This window comes from Sporofaciens musculi (assembly GCF_009830285.1).
Taxonomy (GTDB): Bacteria; Bacillota; Clostridia; order Lachnospirales; family Lachnospiraceae; genus Sporofaciens; species Sporofaciens musculi.
This window is the reverse complement of the sequence record NZ_WUQX01000001.1, coordinates 1,733,404-1,749,892: the sequence shown is the minus strand read 5'-3', so window position 1 is coordinate 1,749,892 and position 16,489 is coordinate 1,733,404. Positions and strand designations below refer to the sequence as shown.

At 44.7% G+C, this 16,489-nt stretch carries 17 protein-coding genes; 2 read left to right on the top strand and 15 right to left on the bottom strand.

Annotation, left to right across the window (positions count from 1 at the left end; translation table 11 throughout):
- Positions 1 to 33: 33 nt before the first annotated feature.
- Complete coding sequence (locus GN277_RS08655) at positions 34 to 186, bottom strand: hypothetical protein (protein ID WP_159750701.1); 153 nt, start codon at positions 184 to 186, stop codon at positions 34 to 36.
- Between the two features lie 37 nt (positions 187 to 223).
- Complete coding sequence (locus GN277_RS08650) at positions 224 to 730, bottom strand: SEC-C metal-binding domain-containing protein (protein ID WP_159750700.1); 507 nt, start codon at positions 728 to 730, stop codon at positions 224 to 226.
- Between the two features lie 87 nt (positions 731 to 817).
- Here GN277_RS08650 and GN277_RS08645 point away from each other — a divergent pair, with 87 nt between their 5' ends.
- On the top strand, positions 818 to 1,057 hold the full coding sequence (locus GN277_RS08645) for a hypothetical protein (RefSeq protein ID WP_159750699.1): 240 nt from the start codon (positions 818 to 820) through the stop codon (positions 1,055 to 1,057).
- A 98-nt stretch (positions 1,058 to 1,155) separates the two neighbouring features.
- Here GN277_RS08645 and GN277_RS08640 read toward each other — a convergent pair whose 3' ends face one another.
- The 4 genes from GN277_RS08640 to cls all read right to left on the bottom strand — a co-directional run bounded on the left by GN277_RS08640 (position 1,156) and on the right by cls (position 6,454).
- Positions 1,156 to 1,317, bottom strand: coding sequence for a hypothetical protein (locus GN277_RS08640; protein ID WP_159750698.1), 162 nt, complete (start codon positions 1,315 to 1,317; stop codon positions 1,156 to 1,158).
- A gap of 269 nt (positions 1,318 to 1,586) precedes the next feature.
- Positions 1,587 to 3,419, bottom strand: coding sequence for an asparagine synthase (glutamine-hydrolyzing) (gene asnB, locus GN277_RS08635; protein WP_159750697.1), 1,833 nt, complete (start codon positions 3,417 to 3,419; stop codon positions 1,587 to 1,589).
- 101 nt (positions 3,420 to 3,520) lie between these two features.
- The gene (locus GN277_RS08630) at positions 3,521 to 4,798 is read right to left on the bottom strand and encodes an adenylosuccinate synthase (protein ID WP_159750696.1); all 1,278 of its coding nucleotides are present in this window, start codon (positions 4,796 to 4,798) and stop codon (positions 3,521 to 3,523) included.
- Between the two features lie 93 nt (positions 4,799 to 4,891).
- Positions 4,892 to 6,454 (bottom strand): cardiolipin synthase, encoded by a 1,563-nt coding sequence (cls, locus tag GN277_RS08625; RefSeq protein ID WP_159750695.1) that lies wholly within the window; start codon positions 6,452 to 6,454, stop codon positions 4,892 to 4,894.
- A 202-nt stretch (positions 6,455 to 6,656) separates the two neighbouring features.
- On the opposite strand from cls, the gene GN277_RS08620 reads away from it, so the two are divergent.
- Positions 6,657 to 6,944, top strand: a complete 288-nt coding sequence (locus GN277_RS08620; protein WP_159750694.1) for a hypothetical protein — start codon at positions 6,657 to 6,659, stop codon at positions 6,942 to 6,944.
- A 148-nt stretch (positions 6,945 to 7,092) separates the two neighbouring features.
- Here GN277_RS08620 and GN277_RS08615 read toward each other — a convergent pair whose 3' ends face one another.
- From GN277_RS08615 to GN277_RS08575, 9 genes are all read right to left on the bottom strand, one after another.
- Positions 7,093 to 8,298 carry a sensor histidine kinase gene (locus tag GN277_RS08615; RefSeq protein WP_322101252.1) on the bottom strand — a complete coding sequence of 402 codons (1,206 nt, stop codon included), beginning with the start codon at positions 8,296 to 8,298 and terminating at the stop codon, positions 7,093 to 7,095.
- Positions 8,299 to 8,321: 23 nt separating this feature from the next.
- Positions 8,322 to 8,981, bottom strand: coding sequence for a response regulator transcription factor (locus tag GN277_RS08610; protein WP_159756504.1), 660 nt, complete (start codon positions 8,979 to 8,981; stop codon positions 8,322 to 8,324).
- Positions 8,982 to 8,988: 7 nt separating this feature from the next.
- Positions 8,989 to 9,753 (bottom strand): ABC transporter ATP-binding protein, encoded by a 765-nt coding sequence (locus GN277_RS08605; RefSeq protein ID WP_159750692.1) that lies wholly within the window; start codon positions 9,751 to 9,753, stop codon positions 8,989 to 8,991.
- 12 nt (positions 9,754 to 9,765) lie between these two features.
- Positions 9,766 to 12,114, bottom strand: coding sequence for an ABC transporter permease (locus tag GN277_RS08600; RefSeq protein WP_159750691.1), 2,349 nt, complete (start codon positions 12,112 to 12,114; stop codon positions 9,766 to 9,768).
- Between the two features lie 206 nt (positions 12,115 to 12,320).
- The gene (locus GN277_RS08595) at positions 12,321 to 13,343 is read right to left on the bottom strand and encodes a DUF2804 domain-containing protein (protein ID WP_159750690.1); all 1,023 of its coding nucleotides are present in this window, start codon (positions 13,341 to 13,343) and stop codon (positions 12,321 to 12,323) included.
- An 85-nt stretch (positions 13,344 to 13,428) separates the two neighbouring features.
- On the bottom strand, positions 13,429 to 14,280 hold the full coding sequence (locus GN277_RS08590; protein ID WP_159750689.1) for a sensor histidine kinase: 852 nt from the start codon (positions 14,278 to 14,280) through the stop codon (positions 13,429 to 13,431).
- Positions 14,273 to 14,995: a LytR/AlgR family response regulator transcription factor gene (locus tag GN277_RS08585; RefSeq protein ID WP_159750688.1), complete on the bottom strand. Its 723-nt coding sequence runs from the start codon at positions 14,993 to 14,995 to the stop codon at positions 14,273 to 14,275. The genes GN277_RS08590 and GN277_RS08585 overlap by 8 nt, the downstream gene beginning before the upstream one ends.
- A 28-nt stretch (positions 14,996 to 15,023) precedes the next feature.
- Positions 15,024 to 15,959, bottom strand: coding sequence for an SPFH domain-containing protein (locus GN277_RS08580; RefSeq protein ID WP_159750687.1), 936 nt, complete (start codon positions 15,957 to 15,959; stop codon positions 15,024 to 15,026).
- Positions 15,960 to 15,961: 2 nt separating this feature from the next.
- Positions 15,962 to 16,417, bottom strand: coding sequence for an NfeD family protein (locus GN277_RS08575; protein ID WP_330587161.1), 456 nt, complete (start codon positions 16,415 to 16,417; stop codon positions 15,962 to 15,964).
- Positions 16,418 to 16,489: the final 72 nt, after the last annotated feature.

The following is a 16,489-nucleotide window of genomic DNA, read 5'->3' as shown; positions in this document are numbered from 1 at the left end:
ATTACTCCGGCAAATGCACCGAAGCCACTTCATTCATGATGATAACGGAATCACCGGACTGTTTTGCAGCCACTCAGAGGTAGTTTTCGCAAAGGTTCCGGAATAAGAAGCTTTCAGCCCATGACTTCTCTCTCTGACATCCCTTTCCCAGTCTACTCGTCTCGTCAACGTGTTCAACATTTTCATAACAAATATTATAACACGGGATTTTTCTTTGTCAATCCTATTTCCCGCAGCATTTCTTATATTTCTTCCCAGAGCCGCATGGACAGGGATCGTTTCGCCCAATCTTCTTCTCCTTACGGATGGTGCCGGACTCCTTCTGCTCTTTGTAGAGCTTCTTTCTCTCCTCCTCCGAATAGATTGCATCCCACTGGGGAAGGTTGTAGAGCCAGTCCGCCTTGGCAGCTACCATATTCTTATACAGCTTCTCCTTGTCAAAACCAAGGCTCACAACTGTATCCTCCTCCATGGTCTCGATGGGGTTCTCCACCTTCAAGCTCTCGTTAATGCCGTCCAGGAACCCAACCATGGTCATAACGTCCTGGCCGTACTTCTCTGCTAACTCTTTTACAGTTCCCTTCACTTCCTCATTCGGATTGGAAAGAAGCTTCTCATAGATGTCCTTCTCAATCTCAAAATATTTGTCCCAGAATCTTTGAAGATTCTGCGCACCTGCTGTCTGGTCGTAAGCCACGCCTCTCCACTGTTCTAACAATGTACCGCTCATAATATATACTACTCCTTTGTATTGCTTTTTTTTTCTGTCACTTATATAATATACTAAAGTCTTATTCAGATGTAAAGGATGATTCTCATGAAAAATAAAAAATCTCATACAATCAAACGTGTTTTAGCGGCATTAGGTGCATTTCTGCTCTTTTCCATGTACGCCCTTACCCTCATCTTCGCGCTGATTGACCACTCCGCCGCCAAAGGTCTTCTGAAAGCCTCCATTGCCTGTACCATCATTCTTCCGGTGCTTCTCTATGCATTTACACTGGTATACCGGCTGGTAAAAGGGAACGGGGACGGCGGCGGCAAAGACGGCTTCTGACAATTCAAAAGGCAGGCTTTCCCGCTGCCTGCCTCTTCTTCTCAGATCTATGATTCCACCGGTATCATGTCTTGTATGTAATAGACAGATGAACCTGCCTAATTACCGACAAGACAGGACACCAGAACCAATGCGTGGTTCTCCTCCGGAATTCCTCCCCATCTCTGGCTTTTATCCAAATTCCTGAGCCTTTTTCTCTTCGTAAGGTATTCTTCTATTGAGATTACTTCCGTGTGGTTTGATTCCTTTTTCTGCTGCATCGTAATACCTCCTATCCTATTCATACCAAAAGGACTGCCTAATCCCTCATTATTATTATATGGGCATACCTGGCATAATATGACTAATCCTTCTGATTTTTTAACGCTCCCCAAAGGGCACACCCTAATTCGTGTCCCTTGGGAGAGGGGTTGGTGGACTTCGTCCATCAAGGTATATACAGAATAACAGGTAAATATGTCCATGCTATGGCAGAATTCTAAAAGAAAGGTTAGATATTTCTTAAGGAAATAGAAATATTCTTAACATCCTATGCCTCAAAGAATACCTGATGCCATACCAGAAACGCATACACAGTCCAAATCTTTCTGCTGTTGTCCTCCCTGCCTGACCGGTGCTCCTCAAGAAGCCTGACCAAACGCTTAGTGCAGAAATATTTTGCAGCCGTCTCACCGGTAAATGCTGTCTTAATCTGCTGATACCAGTCCTCCTCCTTAAACCAGTTGCGGATCGGAATAGGGAAGCCAAGCTTCTTCTTTTTCGCCACCTGCTCTGGAAGATACTCGTCCGCCACCTTGCGCAGCACATATTTGGTGGTATATTTCTTGGTCTTCAGGGAATGAGGAATCCGGCGTGCCACCTCAAACACATCCTTATCCAAAAACGGTACCCGCACCTCAAGGGAGTGGGCCATACTCATCTTATCCGCCTTCAAAAGAATATCCCCTGGAAGCCAGTACACCAAATCCAACGCCTGCATCTGGTCAGAATCAGGAAGCCCTCTCATCTTGTCATACTCCTTCTTAAGCAGCTCATTAGGCTTAGGCCCTTCCTTCTTTCTTCTCAGAAGCCTCTTTCTCTCATCTGCCGTGAAAATATAAGCATTTCCGATATACCGCTCGCTTAAGGGGCGGGCCGCGCGAATCAAATAATTCCTTCCCTTCATGTGTCTTGGAAGACGCTCTGCCGCACTGGCTAACTTTTCTCTAACTTTAAGAGGAATCCACCGGCTCCATCCAAGAGCCTTGGGCTCAAGGTAAATGTTATACCCTCCAAAGATCTCGTCTGCGCCTTCTCCCGACAGCACAACCTTCACCTTTTTAGACGCCTCCTGGGCCAGAAAATAAAGGGCCACCGCAGACGCATCCGCCAAAGGCTCGTCCATATGGTACATAACCTTCGGGATTGCCTCCTTAAACTCCTCCCTGGAAATGTATTTACACTGGTTCTCAATTCCAATCTTCTTAGACAATTCCTTCGCATAGGTAATCTCGTTGTACTTATCTCCCTCATGGGCAAAGCCTACGGTAAACGTCCGGTTACATTTTGACAAAGCGGCAATCAGGCTTGAGTCCACACCGCTTGACAAAAAGCTTCCTACCTCCACGTCGCTGATGAGATGCCTCTTAACAGACTGATTCATAACCTTTCTCGTCTCAGCAATCATGGCACTCTCACTCTCCTTGGCGCCTGGGTCCAAAGTGGGCTCGAAATAGCGTCCTACCTTCAGTTCTTGGTTCTCAAAGGTAAGATAATGTCCGGGCAAGAGTTTATAGATTCCCTTGAAAAATGTCTCCGGAAGGGCTGAATACTGGAAGGAGAGATACTGCTCCAGCGCTTCCTCGTTGACTTTCTTCTGATAGCCAGGATATTCCAGGATACATTTAATCTCAGACGCAAACACCAGGGTATTCTCAACCACGGCATAGTAGAAGGGCTTAATCCCGAAATAATCCCTTGCCGCGAACAATGACTTCTTCTTGTCATCCCAGACTGCAAATCCGAACATGCCCCTTAATTTCCCCAGAAGCTCTTTTTGGTATTCCTCATATCCATGGAGAATCACCTCTGAATCTGATGAATTCCGGAACTCATGGCCCTTCTGCTTCAATACCTTCCTAAGAGTCTGATAGTTATAGATCTCCCCGTTGAACACCAGAGCCATGGAGCCATCCTCGTTGACCATTGGCTGCATCCCTGTATCCAAATCAATAATACTAAGCCTTCGGAAGCCTAACAGGGCACCGTCGGAAGCATAGGTATCTCCTCCGTCTGGCCCGCGGTGCTCCATAACCTTCATCATTCTGGCAAGTACTTTCTCCTTATCTTTCGTCTCTCCGATAATTCCACAAATTCCACACATATTTTACGCCCTTCTTCCGCCTAAATTACTGGAACTGTAAATCACCCCGCCCCATTGCGGAAAACAGATCTACAGTTCCTAATTTTAATTTCCAATATATACTAATTGCGATAGATGATATCATCTCTTCCAGGTCCGTTTGACACCATAGTAATCGGATATCCCAACTGCTCCTCTACAAACTCAATATACTTGCGGCAGTTCTCTGGCAGCTCATCATAATTCTTTATGCCTCTGATGTCACACTTCCATCCCGCCAGCTTCTTAATCACTGGCTTCGCCTTGTCAAGCAGGTGAGTAGTCGGGAATTCTGTCGTTACTTCCCCGTCAACCTCATAGCCAACACACACTGGAATCTCGTCCAGATAACCTAGCACGTCCAATACGGTAAACGCCACATCTGTGGTTCCCTGCATCCTTAAGCCGTATTTGGACGCCACACAGTCGAACCACCCTACTCTCCTTGGGCGTCCCGTCGTGGCTCCGAACTCACCGCCGTCTCCGCCGCGGTTCCTTAACTCGTCCGCTTCGTCTCCGAAAATCTCACTGACAAATGCACCTGCCCCCACAGCGCTGGAATATGCCTTGCAGACCGTAATAATCTGCTTAATCTCATAGGGAGGAATCCCTGCGCCGATGGCGCCGTATGCCGCCAGAGTTGAGGAGGACGTTACCATAGGATAGATACCGTGATCTGGATCCTTAAGAGAGCCTAACTGTCCCTCCAGCAGAATCTCCTTGCCCTCCTTCAGCGCATTGTGCAGATAAAGTGCAGTATCGCACACATAAGGGGCAACCATCTCCTTATATTCCATTAACTCACCATACAGCTCGTCTGGACTGATTAACGGCTTATGGTACAGATGCTCAAGCAAAACATTCTTCTGCTTTGCAATCCTTACTACCTTCTCTTTTAATAACTCATCATCAAAAAGTTCGCTGACTTGAAAACCAATCTTCGCATATTTATCGGAATAGAACGGTGCAATACCGGACTTGGTTGAGCCAAAGGATTTCCCACCGAGCCGTTCCTCCTCATATGCGTCAAAATTCTTATGATAGGACATGACCATCTGGGCGCGGTCCGATACAAGGAGCTTCGGCTTCGGAACTCCCCTGTCAACAATAGACTGGATCTCCCTAAAAAGCACTGGGACATCTAAGGCAACCCCATTGCCAATCATACTCGTCGTGTGACCGTAAAATACACCTGACGGCAGGGTGTGAAGTGCAAACTTCCCATAATCATTAACGATTGTATGCCCTGCATTCGCTCCTCCCTGGAATCTCACGATAATATCCGCTTTCTTTGCAAGCATATCCGTAATCTTTCCCTTGCCTTCATCTCCCCAGTTGGCGCCAACTACTGCTTTTACCATATCAATTCCTCCTGCGTTATCTGCATCATTTACATGAGTCTTAAAACCACTTAGCATTATACTATATTTTTCCACTCCTGTAAAATGCATTTTTTACATTAGGGGTGCAACCAGCCTGAGCACATGCCCTGTAACCTTTGTAAGCATACTTCTCTCCTTCACCTCCACCAGCGTTACCTTATGACATTTTGCCAGTGTCTTCTGGAAATCAGCCTCAATCTTATCCACCTCTGGATTGTTGTAAATAAATACGCCGCACTCGTAATGGAGATACAGGCTTCGGTAATCCAGGTTAATCGTCCCTACCGTCGCCGTGTCGTCATCCGACACAAACACCTTTGCATGGACAAAGCCCGGCGTATACTCGTAAATCTGCACACCGCTTTCAATCAGCTCTTTATAGTATGTCTTGGCAACGGCAAATGCATACCATTTATCGGGAATATGAGGCATAATAATCACAGCCTCGATTCCGCTTTTTGCAACCCTTGTAAGAGTTGTAATCATCTCGTTATCCAGAATCAGATAAGGCGTCATGATATGTACATACTTCTTCGCATGGTTCAAAATATGGAAATACACCTCTTCCCCCACATTTTCATTGTCAAAGGGGCTGTCCCCATAAGGAATCACATATCCCATGCCCCTATGAAGCTCTGACCGCTTAGGCGTCAGATACCGCATATATTTCTCCGGTCTTCGTTCCCCTATGTTCCACATCTGCAGAAAAAGCATGGTAAGGCTCTGTACACCATCCCCCTTAAGCATCACCGCAGTATCCTTCCAATGGCCGAACCTCTCCTTTTGGTTGATATACTCATCCCCCAGATTCACGCCTCCGGTAAAGGCCACCTTTCCGTCGATGACACAGATCTTTCTGTGGTCGCGGTTATTCTGGGTGGTAGACAAAAATGGAACAATAGGATTGGATATTTTACACTGAATTCCCCATTTCTCAAGCTGTCTGGGATAATTATAGGGCAGCATGGAGATGGAGCACATTCCGTCATACATGAATCTGACCTCCACGCCCTGTCCCGCCTTTCGCTTAAGGATATCCAGGATACTCCCCCACATATAACCCATTTCTACAATAAAGTATTCCATGAAAATATATTTCCGTGCCTTTTGAAGTTCATTTAGCATTGCCTTAAACTTATATTCTCCCAAGGGATAATAGTATATCTCCGTGTTGCGGTACGTGGGAAATCCCAACTGCCTGGACAGATAGTAGGACAACTGGGCATTGGCCGACTTACTGGCACGCAGGCAGTCCACAATCTCCTGGTCCTGCTGCATATAGGGAGCCGTCTCAAGCCGCAAGGTAGACAGCCGGTTCTGCATAAACCGCGTCCCCACCTGCATCTGCACGAACACATAGAATAACACGCCAATCAGCGGAAAAACCAGGACACATAAAATCCAAGTCATTTTAAAGGCCGGATTACCCTTGGTGTTGATAATATAAATTACCACAACCGCCTCCAAAATAATCATCGCGCCATATATATAAGGAAGATACTCCCGCAGATAATAAACCGACGAAACCATCATTCCAAACTGTGCCAGAACCAGAAGAAGAATGATTCCTGTCCTGCTGAATATGATGCGGAACAACCCTTTTTTAGCCGTACCAGTCGCTTCATATTTGTTCATTGTACAACCTCTCCTTTTGCTTAAAAATAACAATATCCTACAGTTTAACACAATTTAACAGATTAATCCAGTGCTGCTAACAGGTATACCTTTCGGGCTCATCCATCAATTTCTATACATTTTATGATTATTTTAGAGGAAAAATAATGCAATGTGTGGTATGATATATTTTAGAATACATTTGAAAGGAGTTAAAATGATTATGAAGAAATGGGGCAAAGGTTTATTTGGGCTGGCTGCTGCCGCTGGAACGATTGCAGGCCTTATCTATTATTTAAAGAAAAAAGATTCCAGTGAAGACGATGAATTTGAAGATGAATTTGAAGATAATGACTTTGATCTTGACAGTGACTTAAAGCCTGTAGCAGATCGGGAATACGTTTCTTTGAACGCTTCTGCCAAGGATGAGGCTGCTGAGACTGAGCAGGCTGGCGAAGAAGATACCGACGCGCAAGATGATACTGCCAAAGAAGAAGTGAAGGAAGACTAGCCGACCGTCATTTTGAGTTAGACAGGAAGAAAAGGCGGGAGTATCCCGAAGATTATATAAACCTTCAAACTGATGTAAGATAAAATTACTCAGTTTGGAGGTTTATTCTATATTAGGGAAAAAGAAGCCCCGCAAAACTTTGTGCCGGCTATACCCGACGAAAAATAGTCGTAATCTCAATTACTCCGTCGTTCATTTCGGCAAAAATATCCCCATTCATTTTGTGCATAAGCTGTCTGCAAATATACAGACCAAGGCCGCTTCCTTCCATTTTTTCGGAATTTCTGCCCCGCCAAAAGCTCTCAAAAATATGGGGTAAATCCGATTCAGCAAGAGTACAGCCGCTGTTTTCAACTGAAACAAAAACGCCCTCGTCATCATTGGAAAACCCCAGGGTAATCCTTTTTCCATCACCGTATTTTATTGCATTTTCCATTAAGTTCTGCAGCACCTCGACACTCCGGTCAAAGTCACCAAAAATCAGGCAGTCCTGATATTCTCCGATTATAAATTCTGTCTTGACTAACGCTAATTTTTCACTATAATATGCGGCAATATTTTGTACCAGCTCCCCCAAATAAAACTCCCCGTCCTCTGCTTCAAGACTTAAAAAGTCTTCACGGGAGGCAGTAATAATCCGAGAAACATAGTGTTCTATTTCGTCCGCCTTTTCGTTTATCTTTTCTGCAGTTTCACGCTGCTTTTCCCTATCGGAATACAAATTTCTCGACAGCGCCTTAGCGTATAATTTTATAGCGGAAAGCGGCGTTTTGATGTCGTGGGAGAGGGATAATAAAAGCGTCTTCTTTTCCCTTTCAAGCTCAAGCTCACGCCGTTTCTGCTGTTCCATACTTTCACGCAGCATGTCGATTCCCCACAAAAATTTACCGAAAAACCGATTCTTATTTTCCCTGACCGGAAAGGTCAGGTTCCCCTTTGAAAGCTCATATGGAACATCCTTAAGCCGTTCAAAGGGGCTCAAAATTTCTTTCTGGATATAAAGTAAAATAAGGAACACCAAAGCAGACATTACCGCCAATATCCCATTAACCATAATAACCATTTTCTTATTTCCCGTATCGTTTTTTGCGTCGTAATCAAAGCGATACAGCGTTCCATTTATTTCACAAATCACATAATCGCTGTCAGAATTGTAAAAATCTTCTTGGAACGCCTCAATATAGTTTACATATTCGCACTTGGACAAATCAACGCTTTGAAAACCATTTTTCTCGATTTGAAGGGCAATTCTGTTGATTTCAACCCTGTATGGCCTGCCGCTTTCCACAGCGCTCATATTTTTTAAGAGTAAATTCAAACCAATAAAAATGATAGAAATGCAAAGGAATGCCAACGCAAATAATCTCCTGAAGGCTTTCATATATACTTGTACCCCACTCCCCAAACAGTCAGAATTTTCTGTGGTTTTTTCGGGTCTTCTTCAATTTTTTGCCGCAGCCATTTTATGTGAACCGTAAGGGTCTGCTGCTCGGATAAGCTGTCGCTGCCCCAGATTGTATTGAAAATATATTCTTTGGAAAGGGTGCGTCCCTTGTTTTCAATCAGAAGTATTAATAGCTCGAACTCCTTGGACGTCATTTCAAGGGTTAAATTATTTTTGACTACGGCACGGTTCATTTTATTAATCCGAATATCTCCGTCAATCAGTCCGTCTGCCGAATATCTGCGCTTAAATATTCCGCCGATTTTCGCAAGCATGATGTCAATATCATAGGGCTTTTCCATGTAATCATCTGCGCCAAGATTCAGCCCAAGCAGTTTATCCTCCTTGCCCGTTTTCGCACTTACAATCAGAATCGGCGTGTTGCTCTCCCTGCGGATTTTTTCGCAGATTGAAAATCCATCCTCCCCAGGCAACATGATATCAAGCACCACAAGCCTTGCGCCGTACCTTTGATACAGCGACAAGGCTTTCCTGGCATTTTCGGCAGCAGACACCGTATAGCCTTCCGCTTGCAGGAAATCACACAGGACCATTGACAATTCTTTGTTATCCTCTACAACTAAAACATCTATCAAGCTATCACCAACCCATTTCTATAAGCCAGCCGTTGAGGGCACGTTCCCGCTCACGAAGTTTTAACTTATCATATTTTTCCATTGTGTACTCGCCTCTTATATTTCCGTCAACGATATACAGAACCCTTGTACATTTTGCGGCAACCTTGACATCATGGGTAACAAGCATAATCGTCGTACCCTCACTGTTAAGCCTGGTCAGTTCTTCCATAACCTCATCTGAAGAAGCTCTATTTAACGCGCCTGTGGGCTCATCAGCAAAAATCATCTTCGGCAGGTTTATCATACTCCTGCAAATGCACGCGCGCTGCAGCTGTCCGCCGGACACTTCGTTAATATCGTTGTCCGCAACCTCGATAATTCCAAGCTTGTGCATTAGCTGGCAGCCTCTCTCCACAGTCGTTTTGCGGCTTTCCTTGATTTTATCCGACTGACATGCAGGAAGTATAATATTGTCCAAAATCGAAAGATTCTTAAGCATATACATCTGTTGGAAAATAAATCCCATATCATCAAGCCGAAGCTTCGCAAGCTCCTTTTGGTTTAATTTGGGGATGCTTTTGCCGCAAAACTCCACATCACCGGCAGTAATATGATCCATCCCTGAGACCGCATACAACAGCGTGGATTTTCCTGAACCGGAAGGTCCCATAACCGCAACCATTTCGCCCTCATAAACCACGAAATTCACATTTTTCAGCACATTATTCTGCCTTTTGTTTACTACATAAGTTTTGCAAAGGTCTTTCACTTCAAGAATACTAGTCATAAAAATTCTCCTTTATTCGATATTTGAAATTTCTGATGGTACAATTCTCCTTAAGCCTTGTGCCGATAAAAACGATGCGAAGGACGTCGCTGCAAGAACTATCATCGGGAAGACAATATAAACTTCAACCGTTTTAATCTCATACTTAATGCTGTATGCTCCCATCATTTGAAAAATCGGCGTGATAATCAGCGATGACAACGGTGAAGAAACCAGCACCCCAAAGATTACCGAGGTTAAAAGCACAATTCCAATACGCAGGCTCTGCCACAAAATGAGTGAACGATCTTGAAATCCCATGGCTTTTTGCAGCGCAATTTCACTCTTTTCCTTGATGATAAAGCTCTTCACCATAAGCACAGCCACAAGCGTGTTAATTCCCAAAACAACGATTAGGATTAATACTTTCAAGCGGTCAAGCTGCCCCACAATATCACCAATCATATGGCCGATATACTCGCCGGAGGTGTATATTTTCCCATCAGGAAAAAGTCTCTCAAGCAGCTCTTTTCGTCTTGCAAGCTCCTCCTTATCCGGGTTGTCCTTGTAAATCACCTGAATTCCGAAGCTTCCCGCCGCATATCTGTAATCAAGCTTGGCATCCGGATGAAAACGAACGCCCTCTCCCATATTATTCAGACTCTGGTTTATCGCGGTTACGATATACTCCTTTGTATCTTCGCCCACCTTAATCTCCACCCTGTCTCCAATCTTTGCGCCGATCTGCTCCGCCGTAAGATAGGTTAGCGCAACCTCATGAGCATTCTGAGGAGGCGTGCCTTCTAAATAGATGTACATATCCGCCGTTACCTCGCCCATTCCCTGAAAAGACAAGGAATTTGTAAGTTTATCACCTTTGCGTACATTGCTTCTAAACAATATTTCCTGAAAAACCTTCACATCAATTCTGTTTTGGGCAAACATTTCCCTCACCTTGTAAAACTGCTGCTCAACCTTCTCTACATTGTTCTGGTTTGGATAGAAAAGCAGCTCCTGAGAAATGATGTGATCACTTTTTACCATATTAAACGTTGTGATTAAATCATCGGAGCACAGCGTATTGATTGTGTTCACAGGAATGATTACCAGCAAAGTCCCAAGTAAGAAAATAATAATCATAGAAACGTAATTTTTCATTCCGCTTAAAATATCATTTACCGCTAAAAATAAGACTGCCGGAATTCTTGATTTGCTTAAATGTATAATTCCTTTTTGGGAATAACGCTCCCCCGTCTCGCCGCCGTGTATCCCATCAATGGGTGAAAACCGGCAGATTCTTCGGGTGCAGAGGTAGCTGAACAATACCACACTCATGCCTGCCAAAACCGCGGCTGCAATATTTATCCAAAAATTATCTCTGCTTGAAACTACAATCTTTTGCGAAACTGCGCCGAGCATTATTTTACTAACCGGAAAACTAATGAGCAGTCCAAGGGTCGCACCGATTACGGAAATTGCCAGATATTTTACAATATACAGTCCCCTGATCTGATTGTTATGAATGCCAATCGCCTTCAACACACCAATCTCCCGAAATTCCTCGGTTATCGTAAAATTGATGATAAACCGCAGAACAACCATCGAAATCAATATCAGGCATACACTCACGACTAACAGGATAGCCGCGATAAGTATATCCATAATATAGATCATCTTAACCATCGAACGCTCAATAGACATTACGGTATTTATGCCCAGCTCGTTAAAACGGTTGCGATAGCCAGCGTCATCTGTGTAAATCCCAACTGCGCTGCAAATCGAGGCATCCTTTCCCCTGAACATTGCCGCATCCTTTTCGCTAATGAGAAACCTGGTCATTCCCATCATTTCCGAACTGAAAAGGGCATCCTTAGAGTATCCCTTTATGGTAAATTCCTTTCTCGTTCCATTCTGACTTACCAATATTTTACCACCCTCGTGAAAATCATTTTCCGGCGATACAAAAATAAAGTTAGGGACGTATATCTCACCATCGTTAATGTGGGTAATCTCCTCATTATTTTTATCGAAGGTTTTCATTCCGCCAAGCCCTGAAAGCGCCAGCGTACTGGAATAATAAAGCTTCTTTCCTTCAATAAGGACATTTTTCGGCTCAATCTGAATCATCTGCGAAATATAATAGTCATATCCGTTTTCTTTAGCAAATTCTTCAAACCTTGCGGTATCTGAGGCATTCATTGTAGCAAACCAGTAATCTGGTATTCCCGCCTTCTCAAAATAATTCTCCAGTGCCGTGCTTACTGTAATCAGGTTATTTGCGCTGCTTGCCATGAATGTTACTGCCAAAATCACAAAAATCAGCAGGATGATATTCATAGTTTTCTTGCGCTTAATGTCTTTTTTTAGTATTCGTAAAAACATTTTGCTGCTCCTTTTCATTTTTGTGTTTCCATTATGACATGTAAATTATTAAATAATCCTTAAATACACGAACTTAAAAATATATTTTTATTTTCATTATGCCCTAACAATGAAACGGAGGGGAATCTGTACACAGGTTCTCCTCCGTTTTCTTAAGCTTATGATGCTGCGTATAAACTGTTATATCAGTTATACCCCATCTACCTCTAATACCGATTATGCACATCCTCTGCAAAGCACATCAAATCCTTAACTTCAATCACCTTTCCGTCGTCCAGAACCGCTTGTCCGCTCATACGCCCGAACACTTGATGCTGGTCTGTCTCAATAATCACAGCCTCCGTCTTTGCCTTCCGGTCAAGCACCGGCAGGAAATCCATCTCAAACCTTCCGTCACTGGACGTAAATTTCCAAGGCTTCATATAATCCCCTTTTGGGATATGAAACGTCACATCATCCAGCTTATGCGCCTTTCCGTCATAGTGCAGCACATTCTCAGATGCCGCAGAAGTATCCCCGAACCCGTATCCAATATTGAACCCAAAGGGCTTACCCTCAATCATACAATTACCGGACCCCCAGTACCAGCGGTTATCATAAGTCCACACACCTCTGCCCCAGTCCAGGGTTCCAAAATCCGTCTCAGGACAAAAGGTATATGTCTTCCCATCATACCTCATACTTCCGCTGGCAGACATACAGTTAATCTTCTGGTTATAGTAGAACGCCCTCTTATCTTCCTTCCACGGCGTAGCGATTACCATGGTATCCATCTGGGGCTGCCTCAGAGTAATATTGCATTCAAAATCCTTTCCCTGATAGAAATTCCGAAATTTGCACAGAAGCCTCCGTCTGCCCTCCCCATTGCGAAACTCAATGTGAAGCCTCTTATCATGGTAAATCGTATCCCCCTCCTTTGAGGTGGACGGCATATGAAGCCTTCCCATGGGAAATGGATTAAGAATTGTCTCTGTGTGCTCCCATCCCTCTTTAAAATTCAATAGGGACACAGACTGCAAACCGATGTAACCGTCGTCCGAAACGGTAAACGCGCCTGCAAAATCCTCATTTAACACCAGATAATAATCCCACTCCTTGATACGAAATGCCGGCGCTTTAATCTTGGTACGGTCATAACACTGGACTAACTGTCTGGACCATCCCGCTTCCCGCAGGGAGCCGTCCTCCTTTAATAAGGGCTGCCTCCTTGTTACCTCGTGGTTCCTCATAGTTCTTCTCCTCTCTTTGAACTTCCATTTTCTTAATTGTAGCACAAAAATAGGAGTTGACACAAAAAAGTTTGAAAATTTTTAATTACACAACCACTTTCATACAGATAAAATCCGCCCCGTTCATCTTCTCCATACTCACAACAATCTCCCCATGATACCGTCCAATCAGCATCTTGGCATTATAAAGTCCCAGACCATGGCGGTCAGAATCCGTCTTGGTTGAATAGCCCTTCTCAAAAAATCTGTGGATATTCTTAAGCTTCATGCCCTGCAGCTGATTCTTAATCAGAAAAACCAATCTGTCATTCTCTGAATCCAGTTCCATCACTACACGATTCATTTCCTTTGTACATGCTTCATAAGCATTATCCACCAGCGTACCCACAATCTCAATCAGATGATGCTCTGAGATTCCGGAGATAATCTCAAGGCTCTTTACCTCCACCTCCGTCTTAATAAAGGACGGGGCGCGGACAATCTTACTATAGAGGAAGCCCGCCAGCACCTTATCGCTGATACGAAGAAGGGGCAGATATCTCCTGCTGTCGTCATCCCGAATTACCTCTGTAATATATGCCGACTGACGCGCCACCAGCTCCTCGTAATCGTTCACTGTCAGATGCATATTCAATATTGCATTGACATGGTTATCAAACTCATGCTGCTTGGCCCGTATCTCCTTGACTAACTCCTCCAGGGGACGGATATAATGCTTATAAAGCTTAAGCTCTGATTCCTTCTGCTGCATCAGGAGATAGTTTCTTCTCCAGTCAATAATCCCCCAGATTTCCACCACGGTAAGCAGCAGGAACATAGTAAATATCCGATAGTCAAACGTGCCGCTGACCAGAAAATCCACAATAAGATATACTGACACCAGCATCGCAAGGACACAGAAGATACGGTATAAAAATTTTCTCGCCCAGTTAGCCACTCACAAGCCTCCCTATCTCCGCTTTATATGTGACTCCAATCTCAATCACATCCCCACAGTCCCTAAGCTTCACGATACGGTTTACTGTATCGAAGTACTCCACCTCCCGCCGGTTTACGGCAAATATTCGATGGCATTGCAGAAACATCCCTTCCGGTACCTTTAACAGAATCTGCTTAAGCGTCACATAAGGCACTTTCCAGTCCTCCCCCTTCATATGAAGGCAGACCCCCCTGTGTACTGCCTCTATGTAGCGGATATCCTCGCATCTGACCTGATAATTGACGCCGTCCCGCTTTACCATAATTGAAGGCGGTTCCTCCTGTTTCTCCTGGTCAAGCACCTTCCTCACCACTTCTCTTACCTGTTCTGGATGAAAGGGCTTCATAATGTACTGATAACAGTGTAATTCCCTGTATGCCTGCATTTCCATGGCTCCTACGGAAGTGACCATGACAACCGGAGTAAATGTATAACGGAATTGTTCCCTCAGCTCTCTTGCAAACAAAATTCCTCCAATATCCTCCCGATTCTCACCGCCTAAATTCACGTCCAGCAGGAATAATCCATATCGGATGTTCATAGCCAAAAATTCTTTTGCTTCTTCATAAGAAGAAGCAGCATGAACACAGATATTCTCTGAATACTCTGTCAGTATCTTTTTTAGGGCTTCCAATGAAGCCCTGTCATCCTCCAGAATCAATACGTGTGTCATACTGCCGCCTCCTTCTGCTGCCAAAGACTTACTCTGCCATAACCTCCTTGGCGCTCTTAACCAGTCCTGCAATTCCTTGAATCTCTGACGGGATAATAATCTTCGTCGCTTTACCGTCTGCCGCTTTCTCGAATGCTTCCAAACTCTTCATGGTCAGTACCGCCTCATCCGCTCCTGCTTCCTTCAGGAAACGGATACCGTCTGCATTGGCCTTCTGTACCTTCAAAATAGCTTCCGCCTCACCTTCGGCCTCACGAATCATGGCTTCCTTTTGGGCCTCTGCACGCAGGATGGCCGCCTGCTTCTCCGCCTCTGCATCCAGAATTGCCGACTCCTTGTTACCTTCCGCCACAAGAATGGTTGACTTCTTCTCACCTTCCGCCCTAAGAATTGCCTCACGGCGTTCACGCTCTGCCTTCATCTGCTTCTCCATGGCATCCTGAATCGCTGCCGGCGGAATAATGTTCTTTAACTCTACACGGTTTACCTTGATTCCCCAGGGGTCTGTAGCCACGTCAAGGGATGCGCGCATCTTCGTATTAATGGTCTCTCTGGAGGTCAATGTCTGGTCAAGCTCCAAATCACCGATAATGTTACGCAGGGTCGTTGCCGTCAGATTCTCAATCGCCATAATAGGATTCGCCACACCATAGCAGAACATCTTCGGGTCTGTAATCTGATAGAATACAACCGTGTCAATCCGCATGGTAACATTATCCTTTGTGATTACCGGCTGGGGTGCGAAATCTACAACCTGCTCTTTTAAGTCAACCCGTCTTGCTACCCTGTCGATAATCGGCAGTTTAAAATGAAGTCCTGTACTCCATGTGGCCTGGTAGGCGCCCAGACGCTCTACAACCATTGCCCTCGCCTGAGGTACAATCTTGATACAGGAAATCAGAAGCATCAAAACGATAAGAACCACTATAACTACCACAAATAAACCAATAAAACCATTACTCATTCCTATTCCTCCTCATACTTTCTTACAATCAGTTTCACACCTGATATGTTCACTACCTTGGCCAGCGTCTCAGGCTCAAGAATCTCCTGCTCATCCTCTGCCCGCACGGTCCATTCCTGCCCGTTCACCACAGCCATCCCCGTCTGTCTGATGTTATCCACTCTCTCTGCGATGCGGATGGTCTTACCGATAATCCCCTCGTAATTTGTCTTCTCCCGCTGGGTATTGATGAACCGCACCGCAAAGGGCCTTGTGAAGATAAGAAGAACAAAGGTTACGCCAAAGAATGCGACGACCTGCCACACCAGGGAAAGCCCCAGGATATTCAAGATCAGCGCCGCCAGCGCACCGCCGGCCGCCCAGATACTCGTAAGACCCACGGTGATGATCTCAATAACCAGCAGAATGATCAGAAGCCCAAGCCAGGCAATCGTAATATAACTGTCCTGCATCACCATATATTCACTTCCTTTCTGTTGAACCTATGGTAACAAACTTCCATGGAGTATTCAATAGATATTGCGCGAATA

What these genes read in the sequence shown, in the direction of transcription:
- GN277_RS08655 (WP_159750701.1), bottom strand. Translation starts at nt 186, where the DNA reads ATGAAAATGTTGAACACGTTGACGAGACGAGTAGACTGGGAAAGGGAT.
- GN277_RS08650 (WP_159750700.1), bottom strand. Translation starts at nt 730, where the DNA reads ATGAGCGGTACATTGTTAGAACAGTGGAGAGGCGTGGCTTACGACCAG.
- GN277_RS08645 (WP_159750699.1), top strand. Translation starts at nt 818, where the DNA reads ATGAAAAATAAAAAATCTCATACAATCAAACGTGTTTTAGCGGCATTA.
- GN277_RS08640 (WP_159750698.1), bottom strand. Translation starts at nt 1,317, where the DNA reads ATGCAGCAGAAAAAGGAATCAAACCACACGGAAGTAATCTCAATAGAA.
- asnB (WP_159750697.1), bottom strand. Translation starts at nt 3,419, where the DNA reads ATGTGTGGAATTTGTGGAATTATCGGAGAGACGAAAGATAAGGAGAAA.
- GN277_RS08630 (WP_159750696.1), bottom strand. Translation starts at nt 4,798, where the DNA reads ATGGTAAAAGCAGTAGTTGGCGCCAACTGGGGAGATGAAGGCAAGGGA.
- cls (WP_159750695.1), bottom strand. Translation starts at nt 6,454, where the DNA reads ATGAACAAATATGAAGCGACTGGTACGGCTAAAAAAGGGTTGTTCCGC.
- GN277_RS08620 (WP_159750694.1), top strand. Translation starts at nt 6,657, where the DNA reads ATGAAGAAATGGGGCAAAGGTTTATTTGGGCTGGCTGCTGCCGCTGGA.
- GN277_RS08605 (WP_159750692.1), bottom strand. Translation starts at nt 9,753, where the DNA reads ATGACTAGTATTCTTGAAGTGAAAGACCTTTGCAAAACTTATGTAGTA.
- GN277_RS08600 (WP_159750691.1), bottom strand. Translation starts at nt 12,114, where the DNA reads ATGTTTTTACGAATACTAAAAAAAGACATTAAGCGCAAGAAAACTATG.
- GN277_RS08595 (WP_159750690.1), bottom strand. Translation starts at nt 13,343, where the DNA reads ATGAGGAACCACGAGGTAACAAGGAGGCAGCCCTTATTAAAGGAGGAC.
- GN277_RS08585 (WP_159750688.1), bottom strand. Translation starts at nt 14,995, where the DNA reads ATGACACACGTATTGATTCTGGAGGATGACAGGGCTTCATTGGAAGCC.
- GN277_RS08580 (WP_159750687.1), bottom strand. Translation starts at nt 15,959, where the DNA reads ATGAGTAATGGTTTTATTGGTTTATTTGTGGTAGTTATAGTGGTTCTT.
- GN277_RS08575 (WP_330587161.1), bottom strand. Translation starts at nt 16,417, where the DNA reads ATGGTGATGCAGGACAGTTATATTACGATTGCCTGGCTTGGGCTTCTG.